At 72.2% G+C, this 19,725-nt stretch carries 18 protein-coding genes; 8 read left to right on the top strand and 10 right to left on the bottom strand.

Annotated features, from left to right (window positions below; genetic code table 11):
- Positions 1-74: 74 nt before the first annotated feature.
- A complete protein-coding gene (locus AMK10_RS24670) occupies positions 75-887 on the top strand; it encodes an aminoglycoside N(3)-acetyltransferase (protein ID WP_073750069.1) in 813 nt (270 codons plus the stop codon).
- Positions 888-1,056: 169 nt separating this feature from the next.
- On the opposite strand, the gene AMK10_RS24675 is transcribed toward AMK10_RS24670, so the two are convergent.
- Together AMK10_RS24675 and AMK10_RS24680 are read right to left on the bottom strand one after the other, a co-directional pair.
- Positions 1,057-1,611, bottom strand: coding sequence for a YbaK/EbsC family protein (locus AMK10_RS24675; protein ID WP_073750070.1), 555 nt, complete (start codon positions 1,609-1,611; stop codon positions 1,057-1,059).
- A 30-nt stretch (positions 1,612-1,641) separates the two neighbouring features.
- Complete coding sequence (locus AMK10_RS24680) at positions 1,642-2,226, bottom strand: helix-turn-helix domain-containing protein (RefSeq protein WP_073750071.1); 585 nt, start codon at positions 2,224-2,226, stop codon at positions 1,642-1,644.
- A gap of 91 nt (positions 2,227-2,317) precedes the next feature.
- Here AMK10_RS24680 and AMK10_RS24685 point away from each other — a divergent pair, with 91 nt between their 5' ends.
- Positions 2,318-3,184: a DMT family transporter gene (locus tag AMK10_RS24685; RefSeq protein ID WP_073750195.1), complete on the top strand. Its 867-nt coding sequence runs from the start codon at positions 2,318-2,320 to the stop codon at positions 3,182-3,184.
- Between the two features lie 32 nt (positions 3,185-3,216).
- On the opposite strand, the gene AMK10_RS24690 is transcribed toward AMK10_RS24685, so the two are convergent.
- Positions 3,217-3,969, bottom strand: a complete 753-nt coding sequence (locus AMK10_RS24690) for an acyltransferase (RefSeq protein WP_073750072.1) — start codon at positions 3,967-3,969, stop codon at positions 3,217-3,219.
- Positions 3,970-4,117: 148 nt separating this feature from the next.
- Between AMK10_RS24690 and AMK10_RS24695 the strand changes: the two genes are divergently transcribed.
- Positions 4,118-4,648, top strand: a complete 531-nt coding sequence (locus AMK10_RS24695; protein ID WP_073750073.1) for a gamma carbonic anhydrase family protein — start codon at positions 4,118-4,120, stop codon at positions 4,646-4,648.
- Positions 4,649-4,796: 148 nt separating this feature from the next.
- Here AMK10_RS24695 and AMK10_RS24700 read toward each other — a convergent pair whose 3' ends face one another.
- Positions 4,797-5,468: a DedA family protein gene (locus tag AMK10_RS24700; RefSeq protein WP_073750074.1), complete on the bottom strand. Its 672-nt coding sequence runs from the start codon at positions 5,466-5,468 to the stop codon at positions 4,797-4,799.
- Between the two features lie 180 nt (positions 5,469-5,648).
- Positions 5,649-6,086 (bottom strand): DUF4442 domain-containing protein, encoded by a 438-nt coding sequence (locus AMK10_RS24705; RefSeq protein ID WP_073750075.1) that lies wholly within the window; start codon positions 6,084-6,086, stop codon positions 5,649-5,651.
- A 110-nt stretch (positions 6,087-6,196) separates the two neighbouring features.
- On the opposite strand from AMK10_RS24705, the gene AMK10_RS24710 reads away from it, so the two are divergent.
- Together AMK10_RS24710 and AMK10_RS24715 are read left to right on the top strand one after the other, a co-directional pair.
- Positions 6,197-7,225, top strand: coding sequence for a hypothetical protein (locus AMK10_RS24710; protein ID WP_073750076.1), 1,029 nt, complete (start codon positions 6,197-6,199; stop codon positions 7,223-7,225).
- Positions 7,226-7,283: 58 nt separating this feature from the next.
- Positions 7,284-8,597, top strand: a complete 1,314-nt coding sequence (locus AMK10_RS24715; RefSeq protein WP_073750077.1) for an MFS transporter — start codon at positions 7,284-7,286, stop codon at positions 8,595-8,597.
- Here the strand turns inward: AMK10_RS24715 and AMK10_RS24720 are convergent.
- The 4 genes from AMK10_RS24720 to thpR form a co-directional block, all read right to left on the bottom strand.
- Entirely contained in the window at positions 8,559-9,404 is an 846-nt protein-coding gene (locus AMK10_RS24720) for a spermidine synthase (protein WP_073750078.1), read from the bottom strand. The two genes, AMK10_RS24715 and AMK10_RS24720, sit on opposite strands and share 39 nt — an antisense overlap.
- Before the next feature lie 40 nt (positions 9,405-9,444).
- Complete coding sequence (locus AMK10_RS24725; protein ID WP_073750079.1) at positions 9,445-10,296, bottom strand: patatin-like phospholipase family protein; 852 nt, start codon at positions 10,294-10,296, stop codon at positions 9,445-9,447.
- 71 nt (positions 10,297-10,367) lie between these two features.
- Positions 10,368-11,537 (bottom strand): elongation factor Tu, encoded by a 1,170-nt coding sequence (gene tuf / locus AMK10_RS24730; RefSeq protein WP_073750080.1) that lies wholly within the window; start codon positions 11,535-11,537, stop codon positions 10,368-10,370.
- A 322-nt stretch (positions 11,538-11,859) separates the two neighbouring features.
- Entirely contained in the window at positions 11,860-12,456 is a 597-nt protein-coding gene (thpR, locus tag AMK10_RS24735) for an RNA 2',3'-cyclic phosphodiesterase (RefSeq protein WP_073750081.1), read from the bottom strand.
- Positions 12,457-12,651: 195 nt separating this feature from the next.
- On the opposite strand from thpR, the gene AMK10_RS24740 reads away from it, so the two are divergent.
- The 3 genes from AMK10_RS24740 (at position 12,652) to AMK10_RS24750 (ending at position 15,375) form a co-directional block, all read left to right on the top strand.
- Entirely contained in the window at positions 12,652-13,365 is a 714-nt protein-coding gene (locus tag AMK10_RS24740) for a TVP38/TMEM64 family protein (RefSeq protein WP_073750082.1), read from the top strand.
- A 185-nt stretch (positions 13,366-13,550) separates the two neighbouring features.
- Positions 13,551-14,423: an undecaprenyl-diphosphate phosphatase gene (locus AMK10_RS24745; RefSeq protein ID WP_073750083.1), complete on the top strand. Its 873-nt coding sequence runs from the start codon at positions 13,551-13,553 to the stop codon at positions 14,421-14,423.
- A gap of 169 nt (positions 14,424-14,592) precedes the next feature.
- Entirely contained in the window at positions 14,593-15,375 is a 783-nt protein-coding gene (locus tag AMK10_RS24750; RefSeq protein ID WP_073750084.1) for an SGNH/GDSL hydrolase family protein, read from the top strand.
- Positions 15,376-15,377: 2 nt separating this feature from the next.
- On the opposite strand, the gene AMK10_RS24755 is transcribed toward AMK10_RS24750, so the two are convergent.
- Entirely contained in the window at positions 15,378-19,517 is a 4,140-nt protein-coding gene (locus AMK10_RS24755; RefSeq protein WP_073750085.1) for a bifunctional nitrate reductase/sulfite reductase flavoprotein subunit alpha, read from the bottom strand.
- Between the last annotated feature and the right edge of the window lie 208 nt (positions 19,518-19,725).

Genomic DNA, 19,725 nt, shown 5'->3' on the forward strand with positions numbered 1-19,725 from the left:
CCGCGCCCCGCAGCGCGGCTGCGCGCCGTCCTGTCCGGAAGGAGTGGTGCCGCAGGGGCTCCCGGGCGGGGACAATGTGGGCTGTGACACAGCGACTCCTTCTCGGCGGTGAGCGCGTCGCCACTCAGCTGGACGGGCTGGGCGTGCGGGGCGGCGGCGTGGTGCTGGTGCACGGCTCGATGCGTTCCGCGGGCGGGGACGCCGAGGCCATGGCGGATGCCCTCCGCCGGGCCCTGGGGCCGGAGGGGACCCTGGTCGTCCCTGCCTTCACCCCGGAGAATTCCGACACCTCGCGCTCCTACCTGGACCGCGTCCGCGGTCTGAGCGAGCAGGCGCGTGCCGCGGTGCGCGCGACGATGCCTCCGTTCGACCCCGCGGTGTCTCCCGCACGCGCCATGGGCGTGCTGGCCGAGACGGTGCGGCTGACTCCTGGTGCGCTGCGCAGCGGGCACCCGCAGACCTCGTTCGCCGCGATCGGCCCGGCGGCGGGCAAGCTGCTCGCCGGCCACCGCCAGGACTGTCATCTCGGCGAGGACTCCCCCCTCGCCCGGCTGTACGAGGCGGATGCGCAGGTCCTGCTGCTGGGCACGGGCTTCGGGAGCTGCACGGCTTTCCATCTCGCGGAGTACCGCCTGCCCGCCCCGGCCCGCCGCCTCTACCGCTGCGTGGTGGCCCCGGAGGGCAGACGCCGCTGGTGGCAGTACGAGGACATCGAGCTGGACGACAGCGATTTTCCCGCCCTGGGGCACGACTTCGTACGCCGGGCCGCCGAGGGATCGGTGCGCACGGGCACGGTGGGCTCGGCCCGTAGCCGCCTGTTCCGCTTCCGGGCGGCGGTGGACTTCGCCACGGAGTGGCTGAAGGAGCACCGGCCCGGCACCGGCTGAGCGCCGGTCCTCCCACGCTGCCCGGTCCACCGGATGTCCCGCTCGGCCAGGCCGGGGTGCCAGGCAGACCCGGGCCCGTCGCGAAGGGCCAGGCAGGTCCGGGCCCCGTCGCGAAGATCGCGAAGGGGCGTGCCCGGCCGGGTCGGCCCCCGTCGCGATGGGGCCGGACTCAGACCCCGAGGCCCTCGACCAGGACCGCGCCGGGCAGTACCGCCAGGGCCTTGCCCGGGACGATCAGCTTGCCGCGGCGGCTGCCGCTGCCGATCAGGACCCATTCCTCGTCGGCCACAGCGGGGTCGATCAGCAGGGGCCAGCTGCCGGGGAGCCCGATGGGCGTGATCCCGCCGTACTCCATGCCGGTCTCGCCCACCGCCGTGTCCATCGGGGCGAACGACGCCTTGCGCGCGCCGAGATGCCTGCGTACCGCCCCGTTCACATCGACGCGGGTGTGCGACAGCACCACACACGCGGCGAGGGTGACGTCTCCGCCCCGCTTGCCCGCCACCACCACGCAGTTGGCCGACCGCTCCAGCAGGTCGACGCCGTAGTGCTCCGTGAAGACGGCCGTGTCTGCCAGATCCGGGTCCGTGTCGACATGGACGACCGACTCGGCGGGGACACCGCCCCAGCCCTCCGCCACGGCGTTCGCGACGGGCGGGGTGAGCAGTTCCAGCCGCTCGGCTGCGGGACAGGCGTCGGCGAAGTTGCCCAGGGGTGCGTGCATGCCGTCACGCTAACAGCCTTCAGCGGCTGCCTACTTGCCCTCCCTGCGGACCGGTGGGATGGACACCGCCATGGTGAGTTCCATCGGCTCGGCACCCTCGTTGCGGTAGCTGTGCGGCACATGGGCCTCGAACGTCGCCGAGGTACCCGCCGGCACCGCGTGCGCCTCACCGTCGACGACCAGGGTCAGCTCGCCGGCGGAGACATGGAGGAGTTCCACCGTCCCGACCGGGTGCGGGTCGGAGGCGCTCCCTTCACCCGGCATCAGACGCCAGCTCCAGAGCTCGAGCGGCCCCCGGGCATCCGTGCCCACCAGCAGCATGGTCGAGCTGCCCGCCTCCGTGGACCACAGGCGCACCGCCTGGCTCGCCGGCACCAGGCGCACCTGCGAGCCCTGCTCGTAGTCGAGCAGGGTGGTGATGCTGACTCCCAGCGCGTCGGCGAGCTTGACGGTGGTGCCGATGCTCGGGTTCGTACGCGCCTGCTCGATCTGGATGATCATGCCCCGACTGACCCCCGCTCGGGCCGCGAGTGCGTCCAGGGTGAAGCCGCGTTCGCCCCGCCAGAGCTTGAGGTTGCGCGCGAGCGACTGGGTGAGCTGATCGAGGTCAGACACGTTCCGTCCAATATTTTGGATGCCAGAGTCGAAAATAGTGCACTACGGTGTGGTGGACCCACCGACCACCGCACTGTACTGCGAGGCACCGATGACAGCACTGTTCGCCCTGGCCACGAGCCTGCTGTGGGGCCTGGCCGATTTCGGGGGCGGAGTGCTCACCCGGCGTACCCCCGCCCTGACCGTGGTGGTCGTGTCGCAGTGCATCGCCGCCGTGGTGCTGGGTGTCGTGGTGCTCGCGACCGGCGGCTGGAGCGAGGCGGGCGGCCTGCTCTGGTTCGCGGTGGCGGCAGGCGTGGTGGGCCCTGTGGCCATGCTCAGCTTCTACAAGGCCCTGGCCCTGGGCCCGATGGGCGTGGTCTCGCCGCTCGGCTCGCTCGGCGTCGCGGTCCCGGTCGGGGTGGGTCTGATGGTCGGCGAGCGGCCCGGGCTGTCTCAGTTCGCGGGGGTGGCGGTCGCCGTCGTGGGGGTCGTCCTGGCCGGAGGGCCGCAGCTGCGCGGAGCGCCGGTCCAGCGCCGGGCGGTCGTGCTGACCCTGGTGGCCGCCTTCGGCTTCGGGACGGTGATGGCTCTGATCGCGGAGGCGTCGACGACCGTGACCGGCCTCTTCCTCGCTCTCTTCGTCCAGCGCGTCACGAACATCGCGGTCGGCGGCACGGCGCTGTACGTCTCGGTGCGCCGCGGCGGACGCGCGCTGCCCGAGGACGGCGGAGCCGCCGTCGTGCGGGCCTCGCTCCCCGCGCTGGCGTTCGTGGGACTCGCCGATGTCGCGGCCAACGGCACGTACGCGATCGCCGCCCAGCACGGTCCGGTCACCGTGGCCGCCGTGCTGGCCTCGCTGTATCCCGTGGTGACGGCGCTCGCGGCGAGAGGCGTGCTCGGCGAGCGGCTGCGCGGAATCCAGGCGGCGGGAGCCGGCCTCGCCCTGATCGGAACGGTTCTGCTGGCCACGGGCTGAGTACCCGCTCGGGGACCGGCCCGCGGAGGGGTTCAGGCCCCTTCGGCCGGGTCCTGCTCCAGGAGCGCCACAGCGGCCAGCTGTTCGGATGTGATCCCTTCGGGAATCGGCACGGGCGCGGGCGTACGCAGGGGCGGCTGCCAGCCCGCCTCCGGGTCCCAGCTGCGTACGACCCGGGCGGGCGCACCCGCCACCACCGCGTGGTCGGGGACCTCGCCCCGCACGACGGCTCCCGCCGCGACCACCACGTTGCGGCCCAGCCTGGCCCCCGGGAGGATCACCGCGCCGGTGCCGATCCAGCAGCCGGGCCCGATCACGACCGGCTCCATGCGCGGCCACTGCTTGCCGACCGGCTCGTGGGGGTCGTCGTAGCTGTGGTTGGTCGAGGTGATGTAGACGTACGGACCGCAGTACGTGTCCGAGCCGATCGTCACCGTCGTATCGGCGATGACATGGCTGCCCCTGCCCAGCACCACACCGTTGCCCAGGGTGAGGATGGGATCGGAGCCGAGGTCCAGATCGGGCATCAGGCCGGCGGTGAGCGTGACCTGTTCCCCGATGATGCAGTGGTCGCCGAGCTCGATCCAGGGCTCCCCGAACACCGTGCCCTGCGGGAAGGCCAGCCGGGTCCCCGCGCCGATCCGGCCGAAGCGGAGACGTCCCGGGTGCTGCGCGGTGACCGCCCCGTTCTCCTGCGCCCAGGCCCAGACACGGTGGACGGCGCGGGACGTGACACCACGTCGTCGGCGGGCCAGGGAGGAGAACATGTTCCGGTTCTTCGGCACCCGCTCACGGTAGTCGGCCCGGCGACGACGGGTCCGCGCGGCGGGCTGTGATGTTCACCCCACCTGCCCGGACCTCCGGGAACGTCCATTACGGTTCGTGCCGAGCAAGGGGCGCCGAGCGCACCACACCCCACCGGAGGAGCAGGCGATGGCAGAGCAGGCATTGGTCACCGGCATCGGCGGCAAGGAACCGGACATCGACCCGGACGCCTTCCTCGCGCCGACCTCGGTCGTGATCGGCGAGGTGTCGATGGCCGCGGGCTCCAGCGTCTGGTACCACGCCGTGCTGCGCGGCGACGGAGGGCCCATCTCCCTCGGGCCCGACAGCAACATCCAGGACAACTGCAGCGTGCACACCGACCCGGGCTTCGCGCTGACGGTGGGCGCCAGGGTCTCGGTCGGCCACAACGCCGTGCTGCACGGCTGCGTCATCGAGGACGACGTCCTGGTCGGCATGGGGGCCACCGTGCTCAACGGCGCGCACATCGGAGCCGGTTCACTGATCGCGGCGCAGGCCCTCGTGCCTCAGGGGATGCGGGTCCCGCCGGGCTCCCTCGTGGCCGGCGTGCCCGCGAAGGTGAAGCGGGAGCTGACCGCCGAGGAGCGCGAGGGCATCGCCTTCAACGCCGCCGGTTACGTGGAACTGGCGAAGGCGCACCGCGCGGCGCACCAGGGCTGACCGCTCCGCCCGGGGCCGAGCGGACCGCCTCCGGCCCCGGGCACCGGCTCAGGGGCCACGCGTCGGGGCGGTCGTCTCGCGGGCCACACACCCTGCCGGTCGCCTCCTCGGCCACGCCCGGTCGGACGCCCCCGGGCAACGCGGCGGGTCAGTCGGCCGCGGGCACCGCGTCGGGCGCGGCCACCGTCACCGGGCCGTCCGCCTGCTCCGCCTGCTCCGCGGCCTTCTTGGCCCGGTTCCTCAGCACGAGCATCGAGACCAGGCCGATCAGCACGGCGGCGAGCAGGCCCAGCCAGGAGAAGCGCTTGAGCCAGGCCTCGGCGACGACTCCCACCGAGTAGATGACGGCGGTCGTGCCGCCGGCCCAGACGATCCCGCCGAGGATGTTGGCGATCAGGAACTTCCAGTACGGCATGCGCAGGACGCCGGCGAGCGGGCCGGCGAAGATCCGGAGCAGCGCGACGAAGCGGCCGAAGAAGACCGCCCACATGCCCCACTTCTCGAACGAGCGCTCCGCCATGGCGATCTGCGGTGCCCCGAAGTGCTTGGGGAACTTCCCGCCCAGCCAGGCGAGCATCGGACGCCCGCCCTTGCGCCCGATGGCGTAGCCGATCGAGTCACCGATGATCGCTCCGGCCGACGCGCAGGCGCCGAGCACGACGGGGTCGACCTCGCCGTGCTGGGAGGCGAGGAGCGCCGAACTCACGAGGATGATCTCGCCCGGCAGCGGGATGCCCAGGCTCTCCAGCCCGATGACGACCCCCACCAGGAGGTAAATGCTGACCGCGGGTACGGTCTCGAGCCACTCCTGGACGTGCAACGCCGGTCCCTCCCGTAAGAAATCTGCCGCCGCGCACCACGGGTGGTGCACGGCGGGCAGCCTACCGCTCCGGCCGGTACGAGCGTCCGCCGCGGCCCCCGGACGCGGGCCGCGTGACCGGCGGGCCGGGGACAGCCGGGACCGCCGGTTCGGGGACGGCCGGGAGTGGCCGGCCGGAGATCAGCTGTTCGGGCGGAGGGTCCAGACCACGCTCATCTCGCTGGTGACGGCGCCGTCGGCCCGCCGGATCTCCACGCGCACGGGGAACTCCGGGCGCGTGCCCCCGTCGAGCTCGGCGACGACCTCGGCCACCGGGCGGCCGAGCACCGCGGTGGCGGTGAGATCGCCCATGGCCACCTTCTTGAAGGCCATCTCCGTGGTGACGGGCAGCGGAACGGCCCGTGCCATCTGGTCACCGAACGCGGCGACGACGATCGCGCCGCTCGCCGACTCGGCCAGCGTGAACATCGCTCCGGCGTGCGGACCGCCGAGGTGGTTGTGGTATTCGGCCTGGTCCTTCAGGGAGAGGACAGCGCGCTCCGCGGTCGTCTCCAGATAGGTGATGCCGAGGGTCCGGACCATCGGGACGCTCGCGGACAGGATCTCGCCGACCGTCATCTCTTCAGTGCTCATGGCCGCGATGTTACTAGCGGGTAGCAGGCTTTGACCATCCCCTCACAGGGGCGGCCGTAGCAGCGGGTACCCCCGTCCCTCTATGGTTACTGGCCATGTGGCCAGGACAGCAGCCGCCCGGGGGCGAGCAGAACCCGCAGGACCAGAATCAGAACCCGTACCAGCAGCCGGGGTACCAACAGCCGAATCCCTATCAGCAGCAGGGTCAGCCCGGACAGCAGCCGGGGTGGCAGCACAACCCGTACCAGCAGCCGACCGTGCCGCAGTACGCCGTACAGGGCGGCGGGCCGGGCGGACCGCAGCCGGACGACAAGAAGAAGACGACGATCGTCGCCGTCGTCGCGGCCACCGCGGTCGTCGTCGCGGCGGTCGTCACCGGTGTCGTCGTGATGAACAAGGACGACGAGGGCGGCTCGACCGTCGCCGACGACAAGAAGTCCTCCGCCTCGCCGACCGCGAAGCCGTCCGACACCGCGTCGTCACCCGTCGCGAACCCGCGGGGCGGTGAGGACGCGGCGCCCTCGATTCCGGGCTGGAAGGTCGTGACCAACCCCAAGTGGGGCACGCAGTTCGACGTTCCCGGCGACTGGGAGGTCGCGGGCACCGGCGTGTTCTCGGGCTTCGAGGACGTGAAGGACCCCACCGGCCCGCCGGCCGTCGGCTTCTCCGCGCCCGCGTACTACAAGAGCAAGTGGTGCATCGACGACGCGGACAAGGACGGGTCCAAGGAGGACACCGGCCTGGCCGGTGTCGGCACCAAGGGCGGGCAGGGCGCCAAGAACACCGACGAGGCCGCCACCAACGAGGCCGCCAACTGGGTCTGGGCCGCCTACGCCCAGGAGGACCCGAAGGACAAGGTCAAGATCGGCAAGCCCAAGCCGTACACGACCAAGTCGGGTCTCTCGGGCAGCGTCGTCACGGCCACCGCCACCGGACTGGCCAACAAGGACAAGTGCGACACCGACGGCAAGTCGATCGCGTTCACCTTCAAGAACGCCAAGGACGAGTACTCGTCCTGGATCCTCTACGCCAACGCCGGTGTCGACGACGAGCTCCCGGACGCCACCATCCAGAAGATCCTCAGCACGGTGCGCCTGGCGGAGGGCGTGGAGCCCACCTCCTGAGGCATGGGCGTACCCCGCCCATTTGGCGACAGGGGCACCGGACGGGGATAGTCCCCTGGTGACTTCCGCCGTTTCTTCTCCCTCCCCCGCGCAGGGCCCCGCGCGGGCAGGCCGCAACTTCGGCCTGCTGACCGCCGCCGCGATCATCACGAGCCTGGGTACCCACGGCGCCCTGATCGCGGCGGCGTTCGCCGTTCTGGAATCGGGCGGGGACGGCGGCGACGTCGGTCTGGTCGCGGCGGCGCGCACCGCTCCGCTGGTGCTCTTCCTGCTGATCGGCGGGGCGGTCGCGGACCGGCTGCCGCGCCACCGGGTCATGGTGGCCGCGAACACCCTCAACTGCGTCTCGCAGGCGGTGTTCGCCTTGCTGGTCCTGACCGGCGGCGCCGAGCTGTGGCAGATGATGCTGCTGACGGCGCTCTGCGGCACCGGCCAGGCCTTCTTCAGTCCGGCCGCCGAGGGCATGCTGATGTCCAGCGTCACGGGCGAACAGGCCGCGCGCGCTTTCGCGTTCTTCAGGATGTCGATGCACGGCGCGGCCATCGGCGGCGCCGCGCTCGGCGGCGCCATGATCGCGGCGATGGACCCGGGGTGGGTGCTGGCGGTCGACGCGGCGGCGTTCGCCGTCGCCGGTGTGCTCCGGGCCTTCCTCGACGTGAGCCACATCCCCGCGCGCGCTCCCGGCCGGGGGCTGCTCGCCGATCTCCGCGACGGCTGGCAGGAGGTGGCGGGACGCCCCTGGCTCTGGGCGATCGTGCTCCAGTTCTCCGTGGTGGTGGCCGTCGTCGGAGCCGCCGAGGCGGTGTACGGCCCCCTCGTGGCCCGCGACGAGCTCGGCGGGGCCCGGCCCTGGGGGTTCGCGCTGGCCGCGTTCGGGGTCGGGACGCTGGGCGGCGCGCTGCTGATGATGCGCTGGAAGCCCCGGCGGCTGCTGCTGGCCGGAACGCTCTGCGTGTTCCCGCTGGCCCTGCCGTCGGCGGGGCTGGCCGTGCCCCTGCCCGTGGCCGGCCTCTGCGCGGTCATGTTCGTGACCGGGGTGGCCATCGAGGTCTTCGGTGTCTCCTGGATGACAGCCCTCCACCAGGAGATCCCCGAGGAGAAGCTGTCCCGGGTCTCCGCCTACGACTGGTTCGGCTCGGTCGCGATGGTGCCGCTGGCCACGGCCGCGGCCGGACCGGTCGAGACCCTCGTCGGCCGGAGCGAGGCACTGTGGGGCTGCGCCGCGCTGATCGTGCTGGTGACGGCGGGCGTGCTGCTCGTCCCCGACGTACGCAATCTGACGCGCCGCAGCACGGTGAAGGAGATCGGCGGCCGGCCCGCGCCGGCCCGGGAGTCAGCCGATGCTGAAAGCGCCGTCGGGGGGAACGGGTGAGGCGACGGCCTCGCCGTCCCGCACGGGCTTCGCACCCCGGGCCAGTCTGCTGAGCGCCGCCCCGTGCTCGACACGGGCGGGGAACGCGTCGGCCGCGCACAGCCTCGTCAGCGACGCGATGTCGAGGGGTGAGCGCGAGGCGACGAGCACGACGTTGCCGAAGCGCCGCCCGCGCAGCACGGCCGGTTCGGCGATGAGGGCGAGTTCCTCGAACACGTCGGCGAAGTTGGCCAGCTGCGAGCGCAGGAAGGTGAAGGGCGCACTGTCGGCGAGGTTGGCCGCGTAGATTCCGCCGGGCCTCAGGGCCCGTCCCGCGGCACGCGCGTACTCGACGGACGTGAGGTGGGCCGGGATCCGGGCGCCGCCGAAGACATCCGCGATCAGGAGATCGGCGGAGCCCTCCGGCGCCGCTTCGAGCCATCGCCGGGCATCGGCGGCGTGCACCGTGATCCCGGCGTTCCCGGGCAGCGGGAGGTGCTCGCCGACCAGATCGACGAGCCCCTGGTCCGCCTCGACGACGTCCTGCCGGGATCCGGGGCGGGTCGCGGCGACGTAGCGCGGCAGGGTGAGCGCCCCGCCGCCGAGGTGCATGGTGTCCAGGGGGGTGCCCGGTGTGCCCGCCCGGTCGGCGACGTGGCCGAGCCGTCGCGCGTACTCGAATTCGAGGTGTTCCGGCTCGTCGAGGTCGACGTACGACTGCGGGGCGCCGTCGACCGTGAGCAGCCAGGCGCGGTCCCGGTCCACGTCGGGCAGCAGCCGGGCGGTGCCGCTGTCGGTGTCGCGGATGACGGGTATCTGCTCGTTCACTCCCCCATTGTGACGGGCGACGGGGCCTCCTTCCGACGGATCAGGCGTTCCAGACCGCGGCGACCGCCTCGGTGTGCGCGACGGACTGGGCGAGCCCGGCTCTCGCCGCCGCGGCCCTGCGAGCGGGGTCGAGCGAGTTGCGGCCGATCGCCTTCCTGGTGCCGGCGTCCGGGGTGATGACCTCGACCCGGGCGCCCGCCGCCTCCAGTTCGGCGGCCTGGGCGCGCGGCGCGGCGACCACCCTGCTGCCGCCCGCGGTGGGGGCGATCACGACGACACGCCCGTAGCCCGCGGCGAGCTGGGCGTTGGCCGGGGAGTGCACTCCCCCGTCGATCCAGCTGCCGCCGCCCGCGGTGACGACCGGCCAGACAGCGGGCACCGCGCAGCTGGCGGTGACCGCGTCGGTGAGCGGAACGGCTCCCGTCCGGTCGAAGGTGTGCAGGGCGCCGGTCGTCGCGTCCACGGCGGTGACCAGAAGATGGCGTCCGGGCCACTCCGGCGAGGGCAGCCGGCCGGCGATCATCGCTCGCCGCTCGGCCGGGGTCCCCGCCGGACGGCTGTCCCTGGCCAGGGTGCCGAGCCTGCGGCCGTACTCCTCGGGCGTACGCGAGGACATCACGGCGCGGGCGTAGCGGAGGATGGTGACGGGGCCGAGGCGGCCGGCCGGGCTCTTCTCGTTCTCCGGGTCGGCGAGCTGCTGTTCGTACAGCTCACCCACGGGGACGAGGCCCGAGGCGAGTTGTGCTCCCACGATGGCCCCCGCCGAGCTCCCGACGATCAGGTCGGCGGTGGAGAGGTCGACACCCGCCTTGGCGAGTCCGTGCAGGATTCCGGTTTCCCATGCGGTGCCGGTGACGCCTCCGGCACCCAGTACAAGAGCTGTGTCTGCCATGGGACCCAGTCTGTAGCACGGCGCGCGGCGCGCCTCCCCCGGGCCGGGGGAGGCGCGCCGCGGATGAGCCGTCAGAGCAGGCCTGTGACCGTGCCGGCGCCGACCGTCCGGCCGCCCTCGCGGATCGCGAAACCGAGGCCGGACTCCAGCGGCACGTCACGGCCGAGCTCGACGGTCATGGTGACCGTGTCGCCGGGCCGCGCGACCGCCGCCTCGCCGAGGTCGACGTCCCCGACGACGTCCGCCGTACGGATGTAGAACTGCGGCCGGTAGCCCGTGGCGACCGGCGTGGCCCGGCCCCCTTCCCGGGCCGACAGGACGTACACCTGTGCGGTGAAACGCCGGCTGGGTGTCACGCTGCCCGGCGCCGCGACCACGTGACCGCGGCGGACGCGGTCACGCTCGACCCCACGCAGCAGCAGCGCGACGTTGTCCCCGGCCTCCGCGGACTCCATCGGCTTGCCGAAGGTCTCCAGGCCGGTCACGACCGTCTCGATGTCCGCGCCGAGCACCGACACACGGTCCCCGACGCGCACCGTGCCGCGCTCCACGGCGCCGGTGACGACGGTGCCGCGACCGGTGATGGTGAGGACGTTCTCCACGGACAGGAGGAACGGCGCGTCGGTGTAGCGCACCGGCATCGGCACATAGGTGTCGACGGCGTCGAGCAGGCCCTCGATCGACGCGGTCCAGCGTGGGTCGCCCTGCAGGGCGCCGAGCCCCGACACGCGTACGACGGGCACGGTGGCCCCGCCGTAACCGTGCGCGGAGAGCAGCTCGCGGACCTCCAGCTCGACGAGGTCGGTGAGCTCGGGGTCGCCCGCGTCGGCCTTGTTGAGGGCGACGACGATGTGGTCGACGCCGACCTGCCTGGCCAGCAGCACGTGCTCCGCGGTCTGCGGCATGATGCCGTCGAGCGCGGAGACGACGAGGATCGCCCCGTCGAGCTGGGCCGCTCCGGTGACCATGTTCTTGATGTAGTCGGCGTGTCCGGGCATGTCGACGTGCGCGTAGTGCCGGGTGTCGGTCTCGTACTCGACGTGCGCGATGTTGATGGTGATGCCCCGCTGCGCCTCCTCCGGCGCCCGGTCGATCCGGTCGAAGGGCACGAAGGTGCCGGTGCCCCGGTCGCTGAGGACCTTGGTGATCGCGGCGGTCAGGGTGGTCTTGCCGTGGTCGACGTGGCCCATGGTGCCGATGTTGAGGTGGGGCTTGGTGCGCACGTATGCCGTCTTGGGCATGGCTCGTTCCTTGGTGTTCGAAGCTGAGAGAGAAGACCCCAGGGCCCCGCCGACCCTCCCCTTGCGGGGTCCGCCGGACTGTCGGGGGAGGGTCAGCTTCGGGCGCCGCCGAAGGGCGCCGCGGCAGCGGTGGACGCTGCGTCGTTTGCTGCTGCTGCGACAGCGGTCGCAGGGCTCACGGCAACCTTCGGCGTGTCCGCGACTGCGGACTGCGCTGCGAGGAAGGCGTACCGGAACATGTCCCTGAGCATGGCGGAACGGCGCGTCGGGGTCGAATGGTTTTCGTGACGCCCGTTCCACGGGCCGTGCGGGGTCGGGCCGTTCAGGCTCCGGTGCTGTTCCCCTTGCCGAAGGCCCATGCCTCGATGTCGCGGTAGTGGATCGGCCCACGGCTGCGGCCGACGTTGCTGCCGACCAGGTGCAGGCGTTCGGCGGGCCATCCGCGACCGGTGAATCCGGCGAGCCCCTCGGCGATCTCCGCAGCCGACGACCTGTCTCCCCGGCGGGCCCGAGCCAGCGTCAGATGCGGACGCAGGGGCCTGTCCTCGAAGGCGATACCGCAGTTCTTGACGACCGTACGGACCTCCGCGGCAAGCATGTTCAGCTCGTCGAGCTCTCCGTCGATCCCGCTCCAGAGCACCCGGTCGTCGAAGACCCCGCTGCCCCGCAACGCCAGGCGCACAGGCCGGTGGTCCGCCGCGAGGCCGGAGAGCGGCGCGCGCAGGAGCGGAACGGCCTCGGCCGGGAGCTCCCCGAGGAAGGCCAGGGTGATGTGCCAGTCCTCGATGCGGTTCCACCGCATCCGCGGGTACGTGCCGTACGCGAGGCGTAGTTCCCGGGCCAGTTCTTCCTTCGCGTGGTCCGGCGGGGCGAGGGCGATGAACACGCGTACGGTCGCGGGCTGAGTCTGATTCTCCACACCGGACTTCGTACCCCATCGGGGTGGCCGACGGGACGGGCAGGGTCCCGTGGGAGAAGGGTCGGCAGGGGAAGCGGAACCCCGGGCGGCATCCGTGTCCGCCCCGTCCCTGTCACGCATCCGCGATACGGCCGTCGCATGCTTGCAGCACGCACATTACGGCGATCACACATACGTTTCGGTTACGCTCCCCAGATGTTCGACCCCGTCCCCGCAACACGGCCGTCCGCCGGCCTCGCAGTGCGCTGTACGAGGGCGCTGCTCTCCCCCTGGTCCCGGTTCTCCCTGCTCGTGGCGGTCCTGCTGGCCTCCGCGGTCGGCATGCTGCTGTTCGAACCACAGCGGCTGCTCGCCTCAGGCTGGCCACCCCAGCTGACGGGTTCGGCGGCGGCGATGCTGTTCGGGGTGGCGTACGGCGTGTGCACCGTGGCGTTCGTGCCGCGCCCGCTGCTGAACCTCGCGGCGGGCGCGCTCTTCGGCTCGCAGACCGGGCTGGCGGCGGCCCTGGCAGGCACGGTGCTGGGGGCGGGTGTCTCCTTCATGCTGGGACGGGTGCTGGGCCAGGACGCGCTGCGTACGCTGCTGCGCGGGAAGTGGCTGAAGGCCGCGGACGGGCTGCTGAGCAGGCACGGGTTCCGCTCGATGCTCGCGATACGGCTGTTCCCCGGCGTGCCGTTCGCCGCGGCCAACTACTGCGCGGCGACCTCGCGCATGGGCTATCCGCCGTTCCTCCTCGCGACCGGGCTCGGGTCGATCCCCAACACGGCCGCGTACGTCGTCGCCGGAAGCCAGGCCACCTCTCCGACGTCGCCCGCCTTCCTGGCGGCCATGGGCTTCATCGTGCTCTCCGGCGTGGGCGGGGCCCTGATCGCCTGGCGCAGGCGGCACCGGCTGGGCGGCGGCTCCTGAACGAGGGCCGCTGAGCCGGGGGTAGCGACCGGCTGTTCACCTACAAGCGATACGCTGCGCGCGACCGACAGAGGATGTCGGGGCCGTGACGTCCCGTCCCCTTTTTCTGACCACATCCGCACACTGCCGACGGCCTTTGCGACCGTCGGCCGTTGCATGAGCACCTCCGGGATGGCCAAAGCCCCATGAGCTGGTTCGAATCATTCGTCCTGGGCCTCGTTCAGGGACTGACCGAGTTCCTGCCGATCTCCTCCAGCGCGCATCTGCGGCTGACCGCGGCGTTCGCGGGGTGGCACGACCCGGGCGCGGCGTTCACCGCGATCACGCAGATCGGCACGGAGGCCGCGGTCCTCATCTACTTCCGCAAGGACATCGCGAGGATCGTCTCGGCCTGGTTCCGGTCCCTGACCAATGCCTCGATGCGCAGCGACCACGACGCCCAGATGGGGTGGCTGGTCATCATCGGCTCGATCCCCATCGGCGTGCTCGGAGTGACGTTCAAGGACCAGATCGAGGGCCCCTTCCGCGACCTGCGCCTGATCGCGACGACCCTGATCGTGCTCGGCATCGTCCTCGGCATCGCGGACCGGCTCGCGGCGCGCGACGAGAGCGGCGGCAAGCACCGCGTGGTCAAGGAGCGCAAGTCCCTCAGGGAACTGGGGGTCAGGGACGGTCTGATCTTCGGCTTCTGCCAGGCGATGGCGCTGATCCCGGGTGTCTCCCGCTCGGGCGCCACCATCAGCGGTGGCCTGCTGATGGGTTACACCCGCGAGGCCGCGGCCCGCTACTCCTTCCTGCTGGCGATCCCCGCCGTGCTGGCCTCGGGTGCCTTCGAGCTGAAGGACGCGGGCGAGGGCCACGTCTCCTGGGGGCCGACGATCTTCGCGACCGTCATCGCGTTCGCCGTCGGCTACGCCGTCATCGCCTGGTTCATGAAGTTCATCACGACGAAGAGCTTCATGCCGTTCGTCATCTACCGCGTGCTGTTGGGCATCCTGCTGTTCGTACTGATCGGAGCCGGTGTGCTGAGCCCGCACGCGGGCGAGTCCGCGGGCTGAGCCCCTTCTCCCGCGCGTGACATCCCGGCTCCCGGACCGTCTCGGTCCGGGAGTCAGTCATTTCGCCGATGACGCGGGGGCGCGGCGGAGGGAGGTTGTACGCGGTCGCCGGGGTCGCCCGCCGGCCGTGCACCCGCCTCCATCCGTCCCCCCTCTCACGGGAGAACCCATGCACCTCACCCGCCCGGTCGGAGCCGTCGTACTCGCCCTCGCGCTCGCCTCGGTCCCCGTGGCCACGGCGAGCGCGTCGCCCGAGGCGGCGGAGGTGAACTACGTCGCCCTCGGCGACTCCTACGCCTCGGGCACCGGCGCCGGCAGCTACTCCGACGTCGCGTGCACCCGGAGCCGCAACGCCTATCCCGCGCTCTGGGCCGACGCCAACGACCCGGCCTCCTTCACCTTCGCCGCATGCGGCGGCGCGAAGATCCCCGATGTGCTCGACGACCAGATCGGCGAACTGGACGCGGACACCACGCTGGTCAGTCTGAGCATCGGGGGCAACGACTCCGGGTTCGCTTCGACCATGCTCAGCTGTCAGTACTCCACGCAGTCGGCCTGCGAACGTGCCCTGGCGACAGCCGGGGAGTACGTCGTGAACGAGCTGCCGGGCGAGCTGGACAGCCTCTACGCGGCCGTACGGGCCGCCGCTCCCGGCGCCGAGGTCGTCGTCGTCGGATACCCGCACCTCTACAAGGAGGGCGGCCTCTGCCTCGGCGGGCTCAGCTCGGCCAAGCGCACGGCCGTGAACGCGGGTTCGGACCTGCTCAACGAGACGATCGCCGGCCGCGCGGAGGCGGCCGGCTTCACCTTCGTGGACGGCCGGCCCGCCTTCGCCGGGCACGAGATCTGCACGAGCGACGCATGGATCAGCAGTTCGAACGTCCACCCGACGGCCGAGGGACACGCGTCCGCGTATCTCCCGGCCTTCGGCGCGGCCGTGTCGGGGAGCTGACCTCAGTACACGTCGCGCACGTACCGCTTGTCGGCGGCGAGCTGCTTGACGTACAGAGCGGCGGCGTCCTCCTGGAGCCCGCCGTGGGCCACGGCGATCTCGCGCAGCGCCCGGTCCACGTCCTTGGCCATCCGGGAGGCGTCGCCGCAGACGTAGAAGTGGGCGCCGTCCTGGAGCCAGGACCACAGTTGGGCGCCGTGCTCGCGCATCCGGTCCTGGACGTAGATCTTGGCCCGCTGGTCCCGCGAGAAGGCGGTGTCGAGCCGGGTCAGGGTGCCGTCGCCGCGCAGGGAGTCGAGTGCGTCCCGGTAGTAGAAGTCGGTCGCACGACGCTGCTCGCCGAAGAACAGCCAGTTGGGCGCCCGGTGCCCCAGGGCACGCCGTTCGTCGAGGAATCCGACGAACGGCGCGACCCCGGTGCCGGGTCCGATCATCACCATCGGGGTGGCCGGGTCGGCGGGCGGGCGGAAGTGCGGGGCGCGCTGGACGAACAGGGGGACGGGGCTGCCTTCGGCCGCGTCGGCGAGGAAGGTCGACGCCACGCCCTTGCGGACGCGGCCGTGCCGGTTCTCGTAGCGGACCACGGAGACGGTGAGCCGCACGAGGCCGGGGTCGGTGAGCGGGCTGGAGGATATGGAGTAGAGCCTCGGCTTGAGACGCTTGAGGACGCCCGCCCACTCGGCCGCCGTAGCACGGACGGCGTGCTCGGCGATGACGTCGACGGCCTGTCTGCCCCAGGTCCACTGGGCGAGTTCACCCTTGTTGTCCGGGCGCAGCAGCTTCTTGAGGGTGCGGTCGTGGGTGCGGTCGGAGACGAGGCGCAGCAGGCCGGGGGTGATGCGGGCGATGTCCAGGTGGCGGTGGAGCGCCTCGCCGAGGGGCACGGACCCGAGGCCCGTCAGCTCCACGGGGTCCGCCGCGTCCAGACCGGTGACGGCGAGCCATTCCGCCACGAGTTCCGGGCAGTTGAGCGGCTCCACCCCGAGCGCGTCACCCGCCTCGTAGGTGAGGGGGACGGGGCTCTCGCGGGTGTCGAAGGTGAACTGGCGTACTTCCTTGGTGGCTCCGGGGAGGCTGAGCAGTGTGTTGCCGACGAGGCGCCCGGTCGCGCTCCGGACGGTGCGGGCGGGTGCCGCGGGACCGGGGGCCGGCCCCGCGGCCGGTGCGCCGGACACCGCCGGGGCGCCCAGCGCGGCGAACACGTCGTCGAGCCACCGGCCCGCCGGTTCCTCGTAGTCGGGTTCGCAGTCCGTGCGCGGGACGAGCCGCTCGGCGCCCAGTTCACCGAAGCGTTCGTCGAGCCGCCTGCCGTGCCCGCAGAAGTCGTCGTACGAGGAGTCCCCGAGGGCGAGGACGGCATAGCGCACGCCGTCCAGCCGGGGGGTGTCGGGCGCGTTGAGCGACTCCCAGAAGCCGGAGCCGTTGTCCGGGGCGTCGCCGTCGCCGAAGGTGCTGGTGACGACCAGCAGGTCGGCGGCGCGCGGGAGCTTCTCCAGCGGGCTGTCGTCCATTCCCAGGAGGGTCGGCGCCCGTCCTTCGGCGGCGAGCCGCTCGGCCGCGGCCGTGGCGACCTCCTCGGCGTTGCCGGTCTGCGACGCCCACAGGACCACGATCTGCCGGCCGGGCGCCGCATCGGACGCCGGCTCGGCCCCGGAGTGCTCCCGGGCCGCCTCGCCCGGTGCGCGCGAGAACATTCCGGCCAGCACGCCGTTGACCCACAGCGCGTGGTCCGGCTCGAACGGCGCGTGCGCCGGGAGTACGGGGGTGCCCCCGGTCTGCGTGCCGAGTCCGGCGAGGAAGCCGGCCAGGTAACGGCGTTCGTGCGCGGCCAGCACGGGCGGAGCCGCGTCGGCGATCCCGAACACCCCGGCCAGGGCGGCGGCGGGGCCCGCGAGCGGCACGGACACGACGGCGGGCCCGGGAGCCGCGGCGGGCACGGGGGCGACGGCGGCGACCTTCGCCAGGGTCACGGCGCACACCTTGAACTCGGGCTGGAAGGACACCGGGTCGACCGCGTCGTTGGTGACCGCGTTGACGCTGAGGTACTCGCCGAAGAGGTCGTTCCAGTGGAAGGGCGCGAAGCAGTCCCCGGACCGCACCCGGTCGGTCACGACGGCCGGCAGGACGGCCCTTCCGCGCCGTGAGGCGACCTCGACGGAGTCGCCCTCGCCGATCGAGAGGGCCTCGGCGTCCTGGGGGCTGATCTCCACGAAGGGGCCCGGGTTCAGCCGGTTGAGCTTGGCGACCTTTCCGGTCTTGGTGAGGGTGTGCCACTGGTGCTGGAGGCGACCGGTGTTGAGTACGAACGGGAAGTCGTCGTCGGGCATCTCGGCGGCGGGCATGTGCGGGCGGGCGAAGAACACCGCGCGGCCGCTCGCCGTGGGGAAGGCCAGCCGGGGCACGCTTCCGTCGGGGCGGACGGTCAGGGTCTGACTGACCCCGTCGTTGAGGTAGCGGACCGGGTTGCGGTCGGGCCCGTCCGGGGAGGCGCTGGGCCACTGGACGGGTGCCCCGCGGAGCCGCTCGTAGCTGACCCCGCGCAGGTCGTAGCCGGTCCTCGGGTTATGGGCCCGCTTGATCTCCTCGAAGATCTCCTCGGCGCTGCTGTAGGTGAAGGCGTCCTCGTACCCCATCTCGCAGGCGATCCGCGCGATGATCCGCCAGTCCGGCCAGGCCTCGCCCGGCGGGTCCACGGCCTGCCTGCCGAGCGTGAGGTTCCGCTCCGAGTTGATCATCACGCCCTCGGCCTCGCCCCACAGCGCCGCGGGCAGCGCCACATCGGCGTACGCGTTGGTCTCGGTCTCGGAGAAGACGTCCTGGGTGACGACGAACTCGGCTGCTTCGAGGCCCTCGATGACGGTGCGCCGGTTGGCCACGGACGCCACGGGGTTGGTGCAGATGATCCAGCAGGCCTTGATCTGCCCGTCGGCCATCCGCCGGAACATGTCGACGGTCCCGGTGCCCGCCGCGTCGGTGCGCAGGGTGCCGGGCTCGATGTCCCACAGCTCCTCGACGTACGCGCGGTCCTCGTCGGACTGGAGGCCGCGCTGGCCGGGCAGGCCGGGGCCCATGTAGCCCATTTCGCGGCCGCCCATGGCGTTGGGCTGGCCGGTGAGCGAGAAGGGGCCGCTGCCGGGACGGCAGATGGCGCCGGTCGCCAGGTGGAGGTTGATCAGGGCGTTGGTGTTCCAGGTGCCGTGGGTGCTCTGGTTGAGGCCCATGGTCCAGCAGCTCATCCACGCGCCGGCCTCGCCGATCCAGCGGGCGGCCAGCCGGATGTCCGCCTCGGGGATGCCGGTGATCTCCGCGACCGAGGCGGGCGGGTAGTCCTTCAGGAAGCCCGGCATGGCCTCCCAGCCCTCGGTGTGCTCGGCGATGAACTCCGGGTCGGTGTGGCCGTTCTCGATCAGGAGGTGCATCAGGCCGTTGAGCAGCGCCAGGTCCGTGCCGGGGCGTATCTGGAGGAACAGGTCGGCCTTGTCGGCGGTGGCGTTGCGCCGGGGGTCGACGACGATGAGCCGGGCGCCCGCCTTGACCCGCTCCATGAGGCGGAGGAAGAGGATGGGGTGGCAGCCCGCCATGTTCGAGCCGATGACGAAGAAGGTGTCGGCGTGCTCGAAGTCCTCGTACGAGCCGGGCGGGCCGTCGGCCCCCAGCGAGAGCTTGTAGCCGCTGCCCGCGCTGGCCATGCAGAGCCGGGAGTTGGACTCGATCCAGCTCGTGCGGACGAAGCCCTTGGCCAGCTTGTTGGCGAGGTACTGCGCCTCCAGGGTCATCTGGCCCGAGACGTACAGGGCGAGCGCGTCGGGTCCGTGTTCGTCGACGATCGCGCGCATCCGCCGCGCGGTCTCCCGGACGGCGGCCTCCATGGGCAGCGGTGCCGGCTCCTCGCTGCGGTCCGCCCGGACCAGCGCCGTGGTGAGCCTGCCGGGGGCGGCCAGCATCTCGGCGCTCGTCGCCCCCTTGGTGCAGAGCCGTCCGCCGTTGGCGGGGTGGGCCTTGTCGCCCGTGGCCTTCAGGACGGTGCGCCGCCCGTCGGGGCCCATGCCGATGTCGAGGACGATCCCGCAGCCGACACCGCAGTACGAGCAGACCGTCCGCACCTCGGCGGGAGTGTCCGGCTGCGGGTTCGGCACGCTCATGGACGGCCTTTCATGGGGGACGCTGACACCGTGACGGTACGAAACGTCCGTTTCCCGGGTGTCACGCAGGACGATCAAGCGTGGTTACGTCCACTGCACAGTGGCCCCGGCCCGGCGGTGAGGCCCGCCGAGCCGCCCGCCGTCCACGGGGCCATAATCGCGGTGCCGGGCCGTCCCGCCCCGGCCCGGAGCTCCGGGCCACGGTCCG

This window comes from Streptomyces sp. CB02058, assembly GCF_001905505.1.
Taxonomy (GTDB): domain Bacteria; phylum Actinomycetota; class Actinomycetes; order Streptomycetales; family Streptomycetaceae; genus Streptomyces.

Bases quoted from the DNA above. Each gene is read 5' to 3' on its own strand.
- AMK10_RS24685 (WP_073750195.1), top strand. From the start codon at position 2,318: ATGACAGCACTGTTCGCCCTGGCCACGAGCCTGCTGTGGGGCCTGGCC.
- AMK10_RS24705 (WP_073750075.1), bottom strand. From the start codon at position 6,086: ATGACGGTCGGCGAGATCCTGTCCGCGAGCGTCCCGATGGTCCGGACC.
- AMK10_RS24710 (WP_073750076.1), top strand. From the start codon at position 6,197: ATGTGGCCAGGACAGCAGCCGCCCGGGGGCGAGCAGAACCCGCAGGAC.
- AMK10_RS24675 (WP_073750070.1), bottom strand. From the start codon at position 1,611: ATGCACGCACCCCTGGGCAACTTCGCCGACGCCTGTCCCGCAGCCGAG.
- AMK10_RS24670 (WP_073750069.1), top strand. From the start codon at position 75: ATGTGGGCTGTGACACAGCGACTCCTTCTCGGCGGTGAGCGCGTCGCC.
- AMK10_RS24725 (WP_073750079.1), bottom strand. From the start codon at position 10,296: ATGGCAGACACAGCTCTTGTACTGGGTGCCGGAGGCGTCACCGGCACC.
- AMK10_RS24740 (WP_073750082.1), top strand. From the start codon at position 12,652: ATGTTCGACCCCGTCCCCGCAACACGGCCGTCCGCCGGCCTCGCAGTG.
- tuf (WP_073750080.1), bottom strand. From the start codon at position 11,537: ATGCCCAAGACGGCATACGTGCGCACCAAGCCCCACCTCAACATCGGC.
- AMK10_RS24750 (WP_073750084.1), top strand. From the start codon at position 14,593: ATGCACCTCACCCGCCCGGTCGGAGCCGTCGTACTCGCCCTCGCGCTC.
- AMK10_RS24695 (WP_073750073.1), top strand. From the start codon at position 4,118: ATGGCAGAGCAGGCATTGGTCACCGGCATCGGCGGCAAGGAACCGGAC.
- AMK10_RS24745 (WP_073750083.1), top strand. From the start codon at position 13,551: ATGAGCTGGTTCGAATCATTCGTCCTGGGCCTCGTTCAGGGACTGACC.
- AMK10_RS24755 (WP_073750085.1), bottom strand. From the start codon at position 19,517: ATGAGCGTGCCGAACCCGCAGCCGGACACTCCCGCCGAGGTGCGGACG.